The organism is Speluncibacter jeojiensis, assembly GCF_029589495.1.
Classification (GTDB): Bacteria; Actinomycetota; Actinomycetes; order Mycobacteriales; family Mycobacteriaceae; genus Speluncibacter; species Speluncibacter jeojiensis.
On the sequence record NZ_JAAIVF010000008.1, the window covers coordinates 179,788 to 199,000 of the forward strand.

A 19,213-nucleotide genomic window follows, 5' to 3' on the forward strand; every position below is an offset into this window, starting at 1 on the left:
ACGCTGTACGTCAACGCGCAGCTAACCGAAAATTGAGAGGGACAACGCCGTGAACAGGGAGGACGATCCCCACCTCAAGGACCGGGTCCAGAGGTTGATGCGGTTCCTGCGGGAACTGGTGAAATCGCGCAGCAAACCGGTGCTCGACCACCGTCGTCACGAGGACGTGGTGTGGCTGTCCGAGGATGCCGTCGAGGTGGCGCTCGTCCGGGACGCGGCTGCCGGCGACGTGGTGCTCCGATCGCGCCGTGTCATGCTCTCCGACCCGCCTGCATTGCCGGCCCACCTGCACGGCCGGGTTCGCGGGGATGTCACCGACTCGACGGCGACACCGACGCTCGACCCCCAGGTCACCGACATCGGCACCGCATTCGACGACTGGTTGGCGGACTGGCAGGCGTGGGCGGCCACCGACCGGGAACGTCGACCGGTCTGGCAGCTGAACACCGCGCTGCAACGAGCGATGCAGGAGCTCGGCGCCCGCCCCGAATCCGTCGAACTCGTCCTCGCCGCGGGCCTGCTCACCTTGCCGTCGACCGATGTCGGCGAGCCCGCGCGCACACACATCCTCACTCAACCCGCGACCATCGAACGCGACGACGCGTCCGGGGACCTACTGGTCCGGTTGGCGTCCGAGACGGCACCACGCCTCGAGGACACACAGCTGCTCACGGGCCTGTCGATGTTCGACCCCACGGGTTCGCGTGCGCTGCAGGACGGGCTGCAGGGCCTGTCGTCGCCGATCGATATGGCGATCCCGGTGTTCCTGAAGGCGTGGGCAGGTCGATCGCTGACCGTGCCGGTGCAGGTGGAAGGCGAGTCGGACATCCCGGACACGGACCGGACGCTGGTCGCCGCGCCGGCGCTCGTGCTCCGCAAGCGTGGCGCGTTCGCGCTCGTCGAGTACTACGACCGGATGATCACCGAGGCCGAACGCGACGACGTCCCGGTGCCGCTCGGGTTGGCGCAGCTGGTCGAGGCCATCGAGCCGGACGACCGGGTGGACTGGCTCGATCGCGCCGGCTCGGCCCCCTCCGCGACGCTCGCCGAGGATCCGCTGTTCCCACTGCCGGCGAACCCCGAGCAGCGGGAGATCATCGCTCGCCTCGCCCGGGACAGCGGTGTGGTCGTCGAGGGCCCGCCCGGCACCGGCAAGACGCACACCATCGCAAACCTGGTGTCCGCGTTGCTTGCCCAGGGCCAGCGGGTGCTGGTCACCAGTGAGAAGGCGCAGGCGCTGAGGGTGCTGCGCGACAAGCTGCCGCCCGAGATGCAGGAACTGTGCGTCGCGATCACCGACGTCGGACGCGGCGGATCCGCCGAGCTGAACCGCAGCGTCGCCGAGATCGCCACCCGCAAGTCGTCCTACAACGCCGCCACGACGAATGCCCGCATCGACGACCTCACCGCCCGGCGCACCGAGTCGCTGAGCCGACGCAGCAGCATCACCGAACGCATTCGATCGCTCCGGGAGTCCGAAACCTTTGTCCACCCCGAGGTCGCGTCCGGGTACGCCGGGACCGCGGCGTCGATCGTCCGGCACGTCACCCGCTGCGCCGACCGCTACGGATGGCTGCCCGGGCCGCTGCACTCGGCCGAGCCGGGCATCGGTGGCGCACAGGTGCCGGCCATGCTGGACCTGACTGCGCGATCGACGCCCGAACGAGCACAACGCCTACAGCAGGCGTTGCCGCGTATCGACGGTGTGCTGCCGTCCCCGGGCGACCTGCACCAGTTGTGTGCGCGGGCGGGTGCCGCACCACAGGATGTTCAGCCCGAAGCGGCGTGGCTCATGGAGGCGCTGGCCGTGGCACCGCAGCACGTCCTGACGGATGTTCGCCTGCGGTGCGAACGGCTGCACGGCGTGGTCGTCGACATCCGACGCCAGTCCGCGGCGTTCCAGGCGGCGGCGGACGCGGTGCTGTCCGGCGCCGCGGAACACCTGTGGTCGAAGACCTCCGACCTTCCCGGGCTTCTGCAGCTCGCCACCCAATCCGACAGCTTCGTCGGACCTCGAACAGTGGACGTCCCGGTTGCCGGGCGGCACGCACTCGACGCGTACGGCGCGATGGCATCGGCGATGCACGGCGGGCTCGAATGGCGTGGTCGGTTCCGCAAGAGCGACCAGCAGAAAGCGGTTGAAGCGCTCGGCCCGGTTGCCACCGTCGACGGTCAGCCGGCGACGACGGCCGAGTTGATGCGCGTGGTCGCGGAGCACCTCCGCGCCCTCGACTGCGTGCACCGCGCAGCGGCCGTCCTCGCCGACTTGAGGGTCCCCCTGGACACCGCCGGAACGCGCGCGGTGCAGGTCAATGATCTCGCCAACGTCGAGCGATCGAGGCAGGTCGTGAACGCACTTGTCGAGCAGTCGAGTTCGATCGCCGATGCGCTGCGGTCGATTCACCCCGGGGTGCCTCCGGTCCGGAGCATCGCAGAAGCCTCCGCTCTGGCCGCCGCAGCGGCCGCGATCGCGGCCCGATCCGACACCGACGCGGCCCGTACGGCGCTGCAGTCACTGGCGGAGTCAGTGGCGGCGTGCTTCTCGTCGGCGCCGTCCCCGGAGGGTGCTGCGCTGGTCGATGCGATCGGTGCCGGTGACTACGCCGGCGTCGAATCTGCGCTGTCCGCACTGGAGGATGCGCGTGCCGTCCAGGCGGAGGAGGAGCTGCTGGCGGGTCTGCGTCGACAGCTCGAGGACTCCGGTCCCGGGCTCGCCGCGCTCGTTGCCGAGAGTCCCTCCGACGAGCGATGGTTCGCCCGGGTCGCCGAGCTGGATGAAGCGTGGGCGTGGCGCCGCGCGCAGCAGTGGGTGCAGGCACATCACGAGGAGGGGGTCGACCGGCGCCTCGAGTCCGACCTCGAGATCGTCGAAGCCGACATCGCCCGCCTGACTGCGCAACTCGCCGCGGAACGGGCGTGGCGCGGCTGTCTGGAGCGGATGACTGCAGAGCAGGTGCAGGCGCTGCAGGCATACCGCGGGCAGGTCGCGAACATCGGCAAGGGGACCGGCAAGTACGCCGAGCAGTACCGGTCGGCGGCCCGGTCGGCGATGCAGGTGGCGCAGGGCGCGGTCCCTGCGTGGGTGATGCCGCTGCAGCAGGTGCTCGCCTCCATTCCGGCGGAGCCCGGCGCGTTCGATGTGGTGATCGTCGACGAGGCCAGCCAGGCCGACATCGCCAGCCTGTTCCTGCTGTGGCTGGCGCCGCGGGTGATCGTCGTCGGCGACGACAAGCAGTGCGCGCCGAGCGAGGTCGCGTCGGGCGCGCTGGACGCGGTGTTCCAGCGGCTCGACACCTACCTGCCGGACATGCCGGAGTACCTGCGTGCCAGCCTGACCCCGCGCGACAGCCTGTTCTCGATGCTGCGTACCCGGTTCGGTCAGGTGGTGCGGCTGCGGGAGCACTTCCGGTGCATGCCCGAGATCATTAGCTGGTCGAGCAACCAGTTCTACCGGGATGCACCGCTGGTTCCGTTGCGGCAGTTCGGTTCCGATCGCCTGAAGCCGCTGCGCACGTCGTATGTCGACGGCGGTGTGGTCACCGGCCGGGACGCGAAACTGTCCAACCGCCCGGAGGCACTCGCGATCGCGGACGCGATCGAGGCCTGTCTGGACGATCCCGCATACGACGGCAAGACCTTCGGTGTCGTGGTCCTGCAGGGACAGGCACAGGTCGATGTGATCCGGAACGAACTCCTGGACCGGCTCGACGGCAAGCAGTGGGACGAGCGCCGGCTGCGGATCGGCACGCCGCCGGACTTTCAGGGCGACGAACGACATGTCGTGTTCCTGTCCATGGTGATCGCACCCGGGCAGCGGGTCGCCGCCCGCACCGACAACAAGGCGCAGCGGGCGTTCAACGTCGCCGCATCACGGGCGCAGGACCAGCTGTGGCTGTTCCACTCCGTCACCTCGGACTCGCTGCGGGACACCGATCTTCGGCACTCGCTGCTCACCTACATGCAGGCGACGTCGCCGGCCCCGGCCGACCCGATGCCCGCCGGCGTCACCCGCGACGACCGGCACGCCCTGTTCGACAGCCTCTTCGAGCAGCGCGTGTTCCTGGACATCACCGCCCGCGGCTACCACGTCAACCCGCAGGTCGAGGTGAACAGCCGCCGCATCGACCTCGTCGTCACCGGCGCAGCCGGGCGCCTCGCGGTCGAATGCGACGGCGACGCCTTCCACACCACCCCCGAGCAGCGGGCCCGGGACCTTGAACGTGAGCGGGAACTCAAGCGGTGTGGCTGGGAGTTCTGGCGGATCCGCGAATCCGCCTACTACCTGGACCCAGTCGGCGCGCTGAGTGGGTTGTGGGCGGAGCTGGACCGCCGGGGCATTGCGCCGGTCATCCTTGACGAGTCCGGCCCGTCGGAGGGTTCCGCGTGGACGCCGGTTGTGCTGGTCGACGACGAGTCCCACACCGACCTGCCAGACGACGCGGCACCGGAACTTCCCGTCGTGGAGGCTTCGCCGACCGTCGACAGCGCGCCGACAGCGTCGGACTCGATGGCGGGCGTCGGCACAACGCTTGCGGAGCCGACGGTGGTTCTCGAGGAGTCCGTGCCCGCCGCTTCGCCGAGCATCGACGTGGTCCCCGCGATGTCGGAGGCATCGACTGTCGCCGAATCGCTGGCATTGTTCGGCGAGTTCGCCGCGGGCACGCCACTCTCGCTGTTCAAGGAGTTCGATGCGGACGAGCAGCCCTCGCTGTTCGACGAGTACCAGGTGAACGAGCCGGCATTGCCGACCGAACCCGTCACCGTCCTTGTCGACGAGACCCGTGGTGCGCCCGGCATCGACGAGCCCACCGACGGGGCCGTTGTGACGTCGGCGTCCGCGTGGGAGATCGTCGATCCCGACGTGGTTCCGGTGCCGCCACCAACGCCGACGGTCCCGTCGCCGCTCGATCCGCCCACCGCACTCGACACGCCGATCACACCGACACGCACGGCGGATGGTGGGATCGGGCCGTCACCGACGGCCGAGGCGGCGCACGACAGTGTTGCGTCCGAACCCGGGCTCGGTTCCGCCTGGGAGATCATGCCGCGCAGCGAGATCCCCACCGGCGACACGAAACAACCCGAGCGCGAGGACGTTCTCGATCTGTCGCCGCGCCTGCTGCAACAGTTCATCGTTGCCGAGGCGAAGCAGGGCCCGGTGACCGTGGACGTTCTGGCGCGGAACCTGCGGGTCGCTGCGTCCGACGTGCACGATGCCGCGGACGGCCTCGTCGGAACTGGTTCCCTCATCCGGGTCGGGGAGAGTTTCCTGCTGCCCGAGGATGTCGCTGCTGGGTCGGAGCAGACACCGCAGGACGAGGTTGCATGCGAACCCGAAGCCATGCCCCATATCTCGCCCGAGCCGTCGCCGCACCTCTCGGCACGACATGCACCCCACCCGGCTCCCGAACCGAAGCCTGCTGCCGACCCACCATCGGTGACCGACACCCTGCCCGCCGCGCAGGGCCCGTCCGCGAAAAGGGTGCTGCAGGCCGCCTCCTGGCGTGGACCCGTCACCCTCGCCCGAGCAGTCCAGATCACCCGACTCGCCGAGGCCGAGCTGGAACCGATCCTCGCCGAACTGGAGCGAGAGTCCGTTCTGCGCAGGGAGAACGGTGCCGATGGCGTGACGTGGGTGCGGCGGTGAACGCTGTCGGTGGTTTCGAACTGCGTGCCTGGCAGCGGGAGGCCTTCGATACGTGGGTCGCCGCCGGGCGCCGTGGCGTGGTGGAGGCGGTCACGGGAACGGGCAAGACCGCTGTCGGGATCACCGCCGCCGCCGATGCGGTGGCGCGGGGACGTGCAGTGCTGGTCGTGGTCCCGAGTGTCGCCCTGCTCGAGCAGTGGTTCCAGGCCATCCGTAAGGCCGTGCCGTCTGCCCGGATCGGACGCCGCGGCGCCGGTGCGAGCGACACGTTCGCCGGCATCGACATCCTGGTTAGTACTGTGCAGTCCGCGATCGGTCACGGTGCACCGATGCCCGACGGGCCGGCGCTGCTGGTTGCGGACGAGGTGCACCGCTATGGGGCGGGGTCGTTCTCCCGCCTGCTGACCGACGACTTCGAGGAACGGCTCGGACTCACCGCGACATTCGAGCGGAACGACAATGGAATCGCCGATCACCTGATGCCGTACTTCGAGATGCTCATCGCCGGCTGTGACTACCCTCGGGGACACGCCGAAGGCATCCTCGCGCCGGTTAGGGTGATGCTCGTGACGGTCCCGTTCACCCCGGCGGAGCAGGCGAAGTACGACGAGTTGGACGAGACGGTGACCAAGGAACGTCTCGCGCTGATCCACAAGCACGGGTGTTGCAAGGAGCCGTTCGGCGAGTTCATGCGCGACGTGATGCTGCTCAGCGAGGGTGGGGTGGACCGGGCGACGTGGTCCGCGCGCCGGTACCTGAAGGCGTTCTCGGGTCGCCGGGCGATTCTCGCGGAGAGCCAGGGGAAGCTCGAGACGCTACGGGAGATCGGGGGCGCCCTCGCGACGGGTGGCCGCAGCATCGTGTTCTCCGAGACGAAGGAGTCGGCGAAGGCGGCGGTGGACGCGCTGCTCGAGCAGGGGGCGCCCGCCGCTCCCTACACGAGTGATCTGTCGACCCGGGACCGCGCGGAGCTGCTCGAGCTGTTCAAGAGCGGTGTCATCAGCACCCTCGCGGCACCCCGGGTTCTCGACGAAGGCGTCGACGTTCCCGAGGCCGATGTGGGAATCATCCTGGCCAGCAGCCGGACTCGGCGACAGATGATTCAGCGCATGGGTCGGGTGATCCGGCCCAAGTCGGACGGGCGGCACGCCTCCTTCCTCGTCCTCTACATCGGTGACAGCAGCGAGGACCCGGACCGCGGCGCGCACGGCACCTTCCTCGAGCAGCTCACCGAGATCGCCTCGGACCTCGTCACTGTCGACGCGGGCGAGGCGCCGACACTCCTCGCCGACTGGTTGACCAGGGCGCCCGAGGCGGCGTCGGCCGCGGCACCGGAGGGAGTCGGGGTCGGTGGCGTCAGCCACCCGACCGACGGCAGCGGCCCCGACGGGGACGTACTCGGAGCGCTGCGGGTTGTCGCGGCGAGCGACGACCCTGCAGTCGGCGACGTACTCCTGGCGTGCCTGGCGGTGCTCGACCCCGACCAGGTCGCGGTGATGCTGCATCGGCTGGGGGCCGCGGGTGTTCCGGTGTCGAGTCCGGCGCGAACCGCGGAGATCCTGGGCATGACCACCGCGGACGTCGTCGAGTGCGAGTCCGCGGCGCTCGCCCGGCTCGCGGACGGGGACGTCGCGGCGGTTCTGTCGGACGTCTCTGTCATGGTGACGCCCGTCGTCGGCAGTGAACAAGCAGGGAGATTTGCGTGACCCACGTCGTGGCGACCATCAACCTCAAGGGTGGGGTGGGGAAGACAACGACCACCGCGGCGCTCGCCGAGACGCTGTCGGGGGAGTTCGGGCAGCGGGTGCTGCTCATCGACCTGGACCCGCAGACGAACCTGACGATCATGATGATCGGCGAGTCGCGGTGGGGTGAACTCGATTCGACGGGACGAACACTGGCGACACTGTTCGAGTCCGCGCTGGGTGATCGTCCCGGGCCGGTGGACGTGTCGACGCTGATTCAGCGGCAGGTGTCGCCGCTATCCTCGGTGACCTCGGTGGACCTGCTGCCGTCGTCGCTACGGCTGATCGAGCTGCAGGACCGGATCACCGACATCGGGGAGGGTAACACCGAGGTGTTGACGCGGGCGTTGAAGCCGGTGCTCGCGGACTACGACTACGTCCTCATCGACTGCCCGCCGAACCTGGGCGCGATGACGCTCAACGGACTGCGGCTCGCCGATGCGTACATCATCCCGACCATCCCGGACGTGATGTCCACGTACGGGATCGGGCCGGTGCAGGAACGGATCCGGCAGTTCGCCGAGGAGTGGGGAACCAGCATCGTCGAGCTGGGCGTGGTGGTTACCAAGTACCGCAGGGCGTCCGCAGTGCACCGCACCACCGTCGACGACCTGAACCGGAACAAGCAGATCTCGATGGTGTTCCCGTCGCTGATCCCGGAGGCGAACCAGATCGCCGCGGCCGCTGAATTCACCGACTTCGGGACGCTGCGCAAGAAGTACGGCAACGATGGCCAGTTCACTGTGCTGCGGGAACTGGCACAGGATTTTATCGCGACGACGAAGGTGCGGTTGGCATGGGCGTGAACGGACAGAACGGCGGGCTGGATACGGAGTCCCTGCGCCGGCGACGGGCGGTGACCGAGGCCGAGACGTCGTTGGTGTCCCTCGTCGGTGTGAATCCGGCTGCGGGGGAGGCGTTGTCGCGACTCGTCCACGTGATCGCGGCGGAGGCGGCGCGGACACCGCGGTTCGCGAAGGCCCTCGCTGACGCATTGGGCTCGGGCACGTCGGCGGCTCCGGCCACCGCACGGACGGCCTCGAAGCCGGCGTCACGGTCCAAACGGTCGAGGGGGCTCCTGGATCCGTTCGCGGTATTCGAAGTGTCCGGAGAGGCGGGCCTGAGGGCACGGCTGGGCACCCTGACCGGCGACCAACTCAAGGACATCATCGCCGAGCAGGGCATGAACCACGATGGCGCCGCGATGCGGTGGAAGACGCCGTCACGGCTCATGGATCGGATCGTCGAGCGGGTGCAGGCGCGGTCGACGAAGGGCGACGTACTCAGATAGGGGGCCGGCCGTGTTCGTGAAGTTCGAGGGTGATGACGGGCAGCTGATCCTCCACGACGGATTCGTGTGGATCACCCGCGAGAACCTACCTGCGAGTGCTGGATTCCGGCACGCGACCGATCCCCGTCGCGCACCCTTGCGCGCGATCGAGATGCTGACCGTGTTCCGTGGCGCCACCGCGCGCCCGGCGTGCGCACACGTCCTCGCGCGAGGTGACAGTGGCCGGGTACGGTGCACCGGCACCGTGTGCGACGGCCCGGGTGGGGTGCGGTTCGGTGCCGGCGGCGCGGTGCTCGACGAGTTGGTCGCGTCGTTCACTGATCTCGGTGTCGAGGTGCGGGAGGTGTTCCCGAGGCGGTCGCGGCCGCCGCGTCAGGGAATTCTGATCGACCACGTCGATTTGCAGGAGGAAGACGATCCGCCGGCCGTCGACACTGTCGACTGGTACCTGACGCGCATACGGCGGATTGACCTGCTCGGAGCCGAGGAGGAGGTCGAACTCGCTCAGCGCATCGAGGTGGGCCTCTACGCGGACGAACTACTAACTGCGGCGGAGGAACGAGGTGAGACACTTCCTGCTTCCGTAAGTGGGGATCTCCGCTGGCTTGTCCGCGACGGTGCCCGAGCTCGAAACCACCTGATCGAGGCGAACCTTCGACTCGTCGTCCATTCCGCGCGGGCGTACCAGGGCCGCGGACTCGATCTTCCCGACCTCATCCAGGACGGCAACACCGGCCTGATGCGGGCAGTCGAGAAGTTCGACTACGCGCAAGGCAACAAGTTCTCAACCTACGCAACGTGGTGGATCAGGCAGGCGATCACACGCGGCATTGCAGACAAGGCGCGGAGCGTGCGGCTGCCGGTCCACGTGGTCGATGATGTCATCCGCCTCAACAGGTTGCGCGACGAGTCCGAGGAAATCGGAGGTCGTGAGGCGACCGACTCGGAGATCGCGGTTGCCGCTGACATGGATGTCGACAAGGTTCGCCAGCTGGATAGCTGGTCGATCCCTGTGGAAAGCCTTGACAGCGTGATCGGTTCAGAGATGGGGGTGCCGTCGCCCGCGGCGACGGATGAACCGAAGTTCGACATTGAAGACGAGGCCGTCGAGGGTCTCGAAGTGATCTTTCGGGATGGACTTCGCCGCGAGCTGGAGGCGATGTTCGGCTTTCTCACCGACCGTGAAGCAGCCGTGATCGCGCTACGACAGGGATTCGTCAGCCGACTCCCCGGCTCGTGGCACGGGCTCGAGGCGGGAACGCTGGACGGGGAGCCGCGCACCCTTGACGAGATCGGCCGGATCTACGGCGTCACCCGAGAGCGGATCCGTCAGATCGAGGCCAAGACAATGAAACGACTTCGAGAAGAGAGCGGGCTGGCGGACGCGCTGTGGACCTACCTCGACCTGATCGAATAGGGGACAGCCCCGTCACCAAGCCTCGAATCGTGCATGCACTTCAGCTTGGAGCGTGATGTTCTCCGGCTTGATTCTCGAGGAGTCATCTCCGGAGCCCCCGGCCTGATATGCGCGAGCACCCATCGAGTTGCCACCGCTCGCCCCGACGCCCAACATTCCGCGATCGGCGATGGCCACGGGGTTGATTGTGCTGCGACCGATACTGGCTGCGTAGGTTTTCGCTTTCGCCATTGCGTCACGCACAGCGAGATCGCGCACCTGCATGACGTGTTTGGCTCGACTGCGGGTCGTCAGCGCCCAGTCGAAATGCCCAATGCTTACCCCTTCGGTGCTGGAGTGCGAACTAACGAAGGCGTCGATTGCGGCGAGCCTGCTGAACTTCACTTCGATGGCTGCCGAAGCTCGATAGACGTACGGCAGCTGCTCGCCGTCCGAATTGTACGGTCGGTGTCGAGACTGCCTGGTCTGGTCGAGGGACCACCAATTGACGGGACCGTGCGCGCTGTCATGGAGTGCCGTGATCTTGCGGCTCAGCTCCTGGACGAGTTGGGCGGTCGGCGCCCCTGCACGTTCGGCGGTGGGGCCATCGAACTGGACAGACAGCGAAATCGTGCAACGTTCAGGCGCATACGTGGCTTCGCCGTGTCCGGCGACGGTGACGGTGACGGTGACAGGGCTGGTGTGCATAGCTCAGTAGTGTGCCAGCAGGGCGAGGTGCGAATGTGAGGGGACATTGACCCGGGACAGTTCCGCAGGGATGGGTGGGTCCGAGGGAATTCCACAGCTTAGGGATCCGCGCCAGCGGCCGCTTGTACGGCCGCGGGCGGTGCGGTGACGGCCCCTGCATGGGCGCTGGCGCGGGCGCCATGGAGGACACGCTGTACTCAACGCGAGCACGGGTCAAGGTCCTCGTGCGAGGTGACGTGACTCAGATCCTGTCAGAGTCCTCGACCGTAACCTGGTCCGACTTGTCCGCGACAACAACGGTGTATTGGATGAGGTCACGTTTGCTGCGGACGGATCGATCAGGAACACGGAGGGAAATGAGTCCGACAACGTCCTCGCGGGTGACAGGAGTCTTCTCGTTATCGTCGGCCTGATCAGCAACGAGCGAGATGATGACGACCCCGCGTTTGTCGCTGCGACCGATGGGCGCGACGTTCGTTCCTTCCGAGATCGGTCCGGCAGCAAGGATGTTCCTCTTGCTCTCACCGGTGAAGTCGATACGTGGGGCGGCACGACGTGCGCGCTTGAACACCGGCGCCGCGACGTCGAGCTCGCCAAACCCGAGGGTACGTCCCGGGGTGTGGCGCTGCGGCCACACAATCGCCCAGTCTTCGATCCGTGCCTTCTCTGTCGCCGAGGAGATGAAGGCACGAAGGGGATTGATGACACTCGAATAGTCGGCGTGCCAGGAAAGCTGGTCGAAGAGGGCGAGGAAATCCGCTGCAGGGATGATTCCGAGTTTGACGGGCTGCGACAGCCGGGCCCCATTGTCGGTGTACGGAAGCTCTGCGTCCTGAGTCGCGCGTGCGAGCAGCGGGATGATCACAGTGTCTAGATTCGCCTGATTCTCGGCCTTCTGCGTCCGTGACGGAATCGATGACAGCTGGTGGAAGGTGCCGACAGAGCCACGCGACGCGACCACGGCATTGAACATCTTGTTGCGCGCCGTGGGTTTTAGCCACGGCAGATGCTGGCTGACGAGTGGCGGAATCTGTCGTGGCTCGACGATGGGCTTGCCGTCTTCGTCGACCCCTGCGTACTTTCCGAGTTCGTCGCGGAAGGCTTCCTCGTCGAGGAGAAGTGCCTCGAAGGCCTCGTAGAGATCAGCTTGGTTGTCGCGCCGGATATAGAGGCGCACGAGATCGCGGTACCCATCACGGAAGCCGAACCATCGGCCGGCCTGCATGAGGGTATCGGCCTGGCCGGCCTTGCGGCGGAAGTAGGAGACGGTGAGCCCCTCGACGGTGAATCCGCGGCTCAGTTTCGTACCACCGACTAGAACACGCCACACCTTGCCGGCATCGAAATCGAGGGCTTGCTGCTGGCTCTGAACGCTCGTATCCGAGTTGACGATGAGGATCGGGTCATTGCCGCCGCTCGTCATCTCCGCGTACGCCGTCGCGATGTAGGGCTTGATCTCGTCAAACGTCACAGGCACCGGGCCGTCGGCGCGACCCCGCATGACCGGGAGGAAGTCGTTGTCGAACTGTCGACGCAGACGCGAGAGTCCCTCGCCCGAGGTGAACTTACCTGTGTTCCACAGTGAGCGGACGAGTATGGCCGCATCGTAGTGGGCGGCGTTGCCGGTCTCTTCGTGAACAAGCATCGTGTGATGGCGGTAGGTCTTCTGGCCGGCTTTCGGTCCAGTATTGATGTGCGCGGACTCGCGATACTTCTTAATCGCTCCGCTCAGGACCCAGGCGTCCAATGCCTCGCGCAGCTCGGCCTTGCGGCGGTCCTCGTCGGAGTCGGGATCGCCTTCGAGTGGGCGCACGTAGGCCAGTTCGTTCGATGTCGCTACCGTTTTCGGAACGTTCTCCCGGCCCGAATCGATATCGTGGAATTCCTGGACTCCCATGTATCCAGCAGGTCGGGGAAGTGAAAGGACGAAGTCCGAGGGGAATAGGTCTCGCTCATCGTCGGGGTCGATGAAGACGTTGGCGAACGGAGTTGCCGTATATCCGATGTACTGAGCGCGGGGGACTATCTGGATCATCTCGGTGATGAGTTCGTTGATCGTCGTGCGTACCTTGGACTTCTTCGGGTCCTTGGTGTTGACCGATGCGAGATCCGACTCGTCGTCGATTATCAGCGCCGGCAGTTCACTCAACAGCGACTGGAGTGGCTTGAGGTCCTTGATGAGCTTCTTGAGCGGCGCCGAGTTCTTCTTCACGACAACGACGTAGGCGTCGGTATGGAAGAGGTTCTCAGGGGCATGGAGCGGCTTCGTCTTGTCGTGCCGCTCGTAGCGCAGCTGCGACATACCCTGGGGCAGGCTCTTGTAGTCGGAGTGATGTGTGGTGACCCGACGAATGCGTGCGACGCCGGGCTGGTCGAGCGCGACGTCGGTGTGGCGGACGAACCTGTTCGCGAGCCAGTCCTCGTCCTGCTGGTAGTCCAGACCCTTCGCTACAGCGGGGTCGGTCGGGTCCTGTCCCGCAAGAACGTTCTCGACACCCATGAGCTCCATATCGATCCGACGCTGGGTCTGGGCACGGAGGATTTCGATGGTGCCGGTCATGACAACCACAAGCCGGTAGCCGGCATCGATCGCCTTGGCGATGACGCCCGTGAAGTTCGCGGTCTTGCCGCTCTGGACGTATCCGACCACTAGCCCTTTCGTCTGCTTGACCTCACTGCGAGTTGGATCGGTGAGGCGCTCGACAATCGAGTCGCTGCTCTGGTCCAGAGTGGTGATGGACGACGCCTCCCACCCCTTTACCTCGGCAAGGTAGCTCTTGTAGTTGGTCCAGTAGAGGCTGCTGCGCTGTCCGCGAGCTTTCTCGTACCACGGTTCGAACTCCTTCGAGATAACGACAGTGCCCTCCCGGTAAACCGGGATCACTGTCCGAAGGAACTCCTCGAACGCCGTCGACAACCCGAGTGCGGCGACGACCGCTTGCCGACGGGTGACCGTTCCGGCGACGGCCTCGGTGCCGTCCGCGGCCACCAGTGTGAATGCGGAGCTGGCATCCCATTTCGCGAACGCCAGCCGCAATCCGATCATTGCGTTGCTGTCGGTCGGTGCGTGCTCAAGGAAACGGACGAGATCGGCTTCCGAGAAGTCCTCACCCGAGAAAGCCAGCAGCACAGGAAACAGAGCCCGAGGCTCTTGTTCGGCAAATCCGGGAAGAGCGTTGCGGAGCGCAGTGGCCAGGTTCTGATCGATGGGAAGCACTGTTGTCATTCGTCCTCCACGGGTACTCGTACGGGTTCCTTCGACGGTCAATCGTTGCTGCTTCGCATCGTCGCCTCGACCTCGATTGCTGCCCCGAGAACCGCGCGCCACAGCGCGATGTTGTCCTTGTCCTTCGGGCCGAGATGGGCGCCCTCGAAGACGTGGTGCGTGAGCAGGAACAACAGCGCCTTCACGAGCGGTGCGTCGTTGAGGCTTCCGCCGCCCGGCGACAGCAGGTGCCGATAGCGTTGATTGAGCCACAGAATCTTGTTGCCAAAGTCGACGTCGATGAACTCGCCCGTCGGTAGACGCTTCCACTGAACCGTGAGCGAGTCGGACCGCTTCAGGGGAAGCTCGTTCTTGACGGCCCGGCGCAGGCCGGGAGCGAATCCGCGATCCGGGGTGATGACCGGCTGTCGCTTGCGGGTGCGTCGATTTCCGTCGGCATAGGTCGCTTCGGCGTCGGCGAGGAAGTCGTCGAATGTGGTGCCGTCGCGTGCAGTTGCGTGGGAGAGCGCGTCCTTGAAGATCGGTTCGAAGCGCAGACCGGACTTCTCCGAGTTCATGGTCAGGAATGTGCCGATCGCCTTGGCGTCGTCGAGAACCACTCGCGCCAACTGGCGTTGGGGGGATCGGTTCGCCACGTCGGACCAGCCACCCACTTGTAGCAGGCGATCGGCTCGGTAGACGTAGAAGCCTTGGAAACTGTCGCCCGACTTGCCGAGGATCCGAAATCCCGGGATGTCCGTCTTCGGTGGCCAGATGTGACACGTCAACTCGAAGGACTGGGTGCCGGACTTGGCCGTGATCTTCTTGGGGTAGCCGGGGCGCCCAGTGTTCGCGTATCCGAACGGGTCGATCGGCTTGACCGGTGTCCCGATGGCCTCCTCCGCGTACGCCAGTTCGTCGACCAGGATGTCGATGGTCAGCGCGTTCTTCTCGATGAGGCGGTGGAAAGTCACACCCAGGTGGGAACGGAGGTCACGCTCGACGTTTGCCATCCACGTACGAGCCTCGTCCGCGTTCGCCCCGCGGTAGGTGGCGCGTATGGACGTCCACACGACGGTCGAGCCATGGGTGGAGCCGACAACCTCTTTGCGACGGCGCCGTGCGGCGGCCGTTGCTCTGTTGGACAAGCGTTCGCACGAGAAGTCCTTCGAGAAGTCGGCACGTCTGATCCGGCGACCAACGGGTGCCTCATCGATTGTGGACGACCAGACGGTGAGGACATCGCTGTGGCTGAACGATGCGGCCTTCATACCGACACCGAAGTGGCCGAGATCATCGGCGCCGTAATCACGGCGGTGGCCCAGCGTCATCGCCTTGTCGATTGCGCTCGGGCCCATGCCCTTTCCATTGTCGACAACCTCGACCTGAACGAGGCTGTCGTCCTTGGTGAGCAATCGGATCGAGATACGATCAGCCCCCGCGTCGAGGCAGTTGTCGACCAGATCCGCGATGGCAGATTCGAGGGTGTGATGAGCCCCGAGGCTCTTGACCAATCTCGCGTCGGGCTTGAGCTGGATGGTGTCGACGACGTCGTTGTCGGTTGCCACCGGGCCTCCTCATCGTATTGCTGCTGAATGCTCGTCTGCGTTACCGCCGTCGCCCGGATGAATCTCCTCGTGTTCGATGGTCCGCACACGCGAGTTATCAAGGTAGGCAAGATAATACTGCGCTAACCGCGTATCACGTTACGCGGTTCCAACCACCTGTTGCTCGATGGCGTTCGTTGCCCCGCTTCGAGGCGTTACGTCTCGTCATCCGTTCGGCTGACAACCGACTGCGGGTGGTCAGATGGCGACCAAGCTGCGGTCGAGGAACACGACGACGCCGGTAGTCTCAGCGCTCGAACAGTCTGGTGCTGCTGTGGGCCCACTGCCATGGATTCCTTCTAGTAACGCAATCGCGTGCATGTCTCGTCGTCGAGAATGCCCATTTCGCACCCGCTCTCAGATTGACGGTCACCCGAGGTCGGGGGCTCGCCGCACCCCCGGCCGCAGCGGTCTGCGCCGATCACGGGGGATCCGTCGGGCCAAACGCATCCGTCCGGTGTGCATGAATAGCCGCGGTCGCTGGTGGTGCCGGACGGAGGGTCAGGGACGGGAGGAGCGGAGGTGGCTTCACGTGCCGACTTCTGGCGGAAGAACTCGTCGTTGCAGTCCTGCGTGTACATGAACGTGCCATCGGACATCCGCGTAGTGCCTGGCTCGTAGTTCTCGCTGATGTCTGGACATCCGGCGACTGTCGCGCAGATGCTGGTCCCACTCGAGAGTGTCGCGCCGAACTGGTTTGTGGGGGCCGGCATCGGCTGACTGCAATCGACCGTTGCCGGTGCTTCCGAAGTCTCGATAGCCTCGGCTGGCGGGGTTGGTTGCGCTACAGGCGGGGTGGAAGGCAGGGCCGCCGGGGGAGGTGCGGTGGGGGCCGGACTGGTGGTTGCTCGCGCCGAGGAGGCGGCGACCGGGAGCCCGCTGAGGTGTTTGTCGGCGCAGCCGCCGGCGAACAGCGCAGCGGCGAGACCGAGGTATACAAGCGCGTTGATTGATTTGCTGCGCATTGTGAACTCCTTCGCTTCCGCGCCGACGCAAGCTGTCGTCGACTGCAGGCAACGAGTATCGCTGAGTCCGCGCCGTGTCGGGTATCTGTCGAATGAACGAACTTCCGCATAGGTGAGTTGAGCTCGCCGCAAACCACTGGCTGGGTTGTGTTTCCGCTTGGCGGGCTGGCTCGGCTACGGTCAAACGCGTGGCCTCGTCGGTGAATCTTGCATTGGTAACGCGTCAATCCGTTCTTGACGCAATCAGGGAGTTCGACGAGCTGGGTCAGGCGGAGTTCCTGCGCCGCAGACGATTCGCCGAGGCACGTAATTTCCGAGTGGTCTACCAAGGCCGGTTCTACGACTCGAAGGCGATCGCCGGTGTCGCCCACGGCTATGCGACCGGACGATTCGTCGACAGCTCGGAGTTTTCGGGTGGGCTAGCGACTGTTGCCGAATGCCTGCGAAACTTGGGCTTCGTCGTCGACAACGGCGAAAAGGGCGCTCGCGGTGGGCTGTTGTGGGAGCTGGAGACGACGAAGGTGTTCACGGCCGGCGGCAGGGGCGCGGCCTACAAGTTTGTGGTGCTCCGGTGGGCGGTTGACGGCCCCGAATCGCAGCATGCTCCGGTCCCGCTGTCGAAGGTTCGCCCCGAACTCGCCGAGCTGTTGTCGCCCTACGCCGTCGCCGACTCGGCGCCGAACCCGGCAGATCCGTGGGTTGCACTGCGTCGCAGCGGATGGTGGAGAATCGACGCGCCGCCCGGTGTCGACCTGGCGTCGCCGAGCCACCAGCAGGTCCGTGCTTTGGTGAGGCGTGACGACCTTGCCGCTGGACTCAGTGACGCCGCTCGTGTACAGCTGCAGGATGAGGAGTGGCGGCAGGAAGCGATCGCTGTGCTCGCCCGGCGAATCGACGAACTTGCGCCGGGCGTCGCTGTTACACGAGCTTGACGTTGTCGAAGTAGTCCGAGTGCCCGCCCACTTTCGCGGACACATCGCGGTCCTTGATGTTCGAGTACTTGCTGCCGAACCCGCCCAACCCGACCGCGACACTTCCCACCTGGGCGACCTTGTACAGGTACTTGAGCACGGTGTCGTTGCTCGAGAAGTAGTTGTTGACGGTGCCGTGGACCGCCTCACTCAGCGGCCGCCAGTCGCCCTTCTTGCCCTCGGCCGCACCGAGTAGGTGGACGGCGTCGATGCGCGGCGCGTCCTCGCTGGTCCCCAGGGTCTCCGCGGCGGTGATCATGGCGCGGGCTCCCAGGCTGTGGCCGACCAGGATGACGCTGTCCTCCTTGGTGCGGGCGAGGATGCCGGCGAGCGCCACGCCGGTGCGGTCGGCGCGAACGACGGCAGTGTGCCACGGGTTCTTTGCGAGGTTGGTGGCCATGAGTGCTGGTGCAACCACGTTCAGCTTCTTGGCGGCTATCTTGCCAGCTTGCGCCGCGGCATCGACGACAACGTGCATGCCGCCTCGCGCACCCATCTCCTTGAGTGCGAAGGCGCCCAGTTTCTTGAGTTCCTTGCTTCCCCAGTGCAGTCGATAGATCGGCGAGTCCGGATACCTGCGCTCGACCATCTGCATGGCAGAGCTCCAGTAGGGGTCGTTCTCGGTGGTGAAGCCCCGTGCGACGATGACCGGAATGCCTGGGCCGTCCCGGAACTTCTCGATGGCGAAGGACTTGTCTTCGCTGACATACGCATTGGTGATGCTCGCGCCGAGTGCGCCGCCCAATGCCGCACCACCCGCCACGACGACGTATGTGCCACCGACCATGCCGAGGCCACCTGCAGCGATGCTGCCTCCGTCCAGCAGCGCCAGGCCGTAGCTCGTCGCGGCGGCGCCCGAGTATCCACCGACGATGGTGCCTATTGCCCCACCGATCGCCGGGGCGGCGAGGATTCCCCCGGTACCCACCACGCCCGCGGCTACGACGCCGGCCATGGCGAATTGCGAGCCGCGCCTGAGGTTATGACTATCGAATACGCGGAGCTCCTCGTAATCCTCCAGCCTGGCGATCTTGTCGGATGACTTCTCGAAGCTGGGCAACTCGTGGCGGTGCTCAGCGCAGAAGCGTGGCACACGAAGCGACCCGTGACCGCGAGTCGCCATGTGTTTGCAGTGCGGGGCGGCGCATTTGAGCGTGGGTGAGCCGCAGGTGACGCAGAGGTACGCGGGCACGCTCGTCAGACCGGTCTCGACCTTGTTGTGATCGCTGAGGGTGTAGCAGGCCGAGCACCAGCCAGAGCGGGTCGTGTGGCCCAATCCATCGATCAGCCCGGCGATCTTCTCGGCAGTCGTCGCGTGGGCGTCGGCCGTCCTGCGGTGGCTCTCCTTTTTCTCCGGAGTCTTGAACTTGCGGAACAGCTTCTCGTTCTTCGCATAGGCCCACGCGTTGTGGATGAGCGCGCGGTTGGCGAGCATCGCCGCGTCGCCCTCGGTCGTGGGCTCGATGTCTTCGATGGCGCCGGTGAGCCGCAGGAGCAGGCCCATCGGCGAGCGAACCTCGCAGATCATCCCGTCGTGCGACACGGGCTTGAAGGTCACAGCGTCAGATGTCAAGGGTTGCTCCCGCCTGGTACCTGTCGAGGTTGCGCCGGTAGCTGCGGCGTCGAGTCGCAGCGCTACGGATTGCGGGACGCGGATATGCGTCATCTCCCCGCAGGT

At 66.0% G+C, this 19,213-nt stretch carries 10 protein-coding genes; 6 read left to right on the forward strand and 4 right to left on the reverse strand.

Annotated features, from left to right (window positions below; all coding sequences use genetic code 11):
* The first annotated feature begins 49 nt into the window (after window positions 1-49).
* Genes G4X40_RS21210 through G4X40_RS21230 form a run of 5 tightly spaced genes read left to right on the forward strand, consistent with a single transcriptional unit; the run spans window position 50 to window position 10,100 of the window.
* Entirely contained in the window at window positions 50-5,647 is a 5,598-nt protein-coding gene (locus tag G4X40_RS21210) for an AAA domain-containing protein (RefSeq protein ID WP_277835517.1), read from the forward strand.
* On the forward strand, window positions 5,644-7,353 hold the full coding sequence (locus tag G4X40_RS21215) for a DEAD/DEAH box helicase (RefSeq protein WP_277835521.1): 1,710 nt from the start codon (window positions 5,644-5,646) through the stop codon (window positions 7,351-7,353). Before G4X40_RS21210 ends, G4X40_RS21215 begins: the two co-directional genes overlap by 4 nt.
* Window positions 7,350-8,198: a ParA family protein gene (locus G4X40_RS21220; RefSeq protein ID WP_277835524.1), complete on the forward strand. Its 849-nt coding sequence runs from the start codon at window positions 7,350-7,352 to the stop codon at window positions 8,196-8,198. Before G4X40_RS21215 ends, G4X40_RS21220 begins: the two co-directional genes overlap by 4 nt.
* Window positions 8,189-8,683 carry a hypothetical protein gene (locus G4X40_RS21225; RefSeq protein WP_277835526.1) on the forward strand — a complete coding sequence of 165 codons (495 nt, stop codon included), beginning with the start codon at window positions 8,189-8,191 and terminating at the stop codon, window positions 8,681-8,683. Before G4X40_RS21220 ends, G4X40_RS21225 begins: the two co-directional genes overlap by 10 nt.
* A gap of 10 nt (window positions 8,684-8,693) precedes the next feature.
* The gene (locus tag G4X40_RS21230; protein WP_277835530.1) at window positions 8,694-10,100 is read left to right on the forward strand and encodes a sigma-70 family RNA polymerase sigma factor; all 1,407 of its coding nucleotides are present in this window, start codon (window positions 8,694-8,696) and stop codon (window positions 10,098-10,100) included.
* 12 nt (window positions 10,101-10,112) lie between these two features.
* On the opposite strand, the gene G4X40_RS21235 is transcribed toward G4X40_RS21230, so the two are convergent.
* From G4X40_RS21235 to G4X40_RS21245, 3 genes are all read right to left on the reverse strand, one after another.
* The gene (locus tag G4X40_RS21235) at window positions 10,113-10,787 is read right to left on the reverse strand and encodes an SIMPL domain-containing protein (RefSeq protein ID WP_277835534.1); all 675 of its coding nucleotides are present in this window, start codon (window positions 10,785-10,787) and stop codon (window positions 10,113-10,115) included.
* A 241-nt stretch (window positions 10,788-11,028) separates the two neighbouring features.
* On the reverse strand, window positions 11,029-14,013 hold the full coding sequence (locus G4X40_RS21240; RefSeq protein ID WP_277835538.1) for a Z1 domain-containing protein: 2,985 nt from the start codon (window positions 14,011-14,013) through the stop codon (window positions 11,029-11,031).
* 38 nt (window positions 14,014-14,051) lie between these two features.
* A complete protein-coding gene (locus G4X40_RS21245; protein WP_277835540.1) occupies window positions 14,052-15,560 on the reverse strand; it encodes an ATP-binding protein in 1,509 nt (502 codons plus the stop codon).
* Between the two features lie 1,192 nt (window positions 15,561-16,752).
* Here G4X40_RS21245 and G4X40_RS21250 point away from each other — a divergent pair.
* Window positions 16,753-17,496 (forward strand): hypothetical protein, encoded by a 744-nt coding sequence (locus G4X40_RS21250; RefSeq protein WP_277835543.1) that lies wholly within the window; start codon window positions 16,753-16,755, stop codon window positions 17,494-17,496.
* Here G4X40_RS21250 and G4X40_RS21255 read toward each other — a convergent pair.
* Window positions 17,483-19,093: a DUF726 domain-containing protein gene (locus G4X40_RS21255; protein WP_277835546.1), complete on the reverse strand. Its 1,611-nt coding sequence runs from the start codon at window positions 19,091-19,093 to the stop codon at window positions 17,483-17,485. The two genes, G4X40_RS21250 and G4X40_RS21255, sit on opposite strands and share 14 nt — an antisense overlap.
* Window positions 19,094-19,213: the final 120 nt, after the last annotated feature.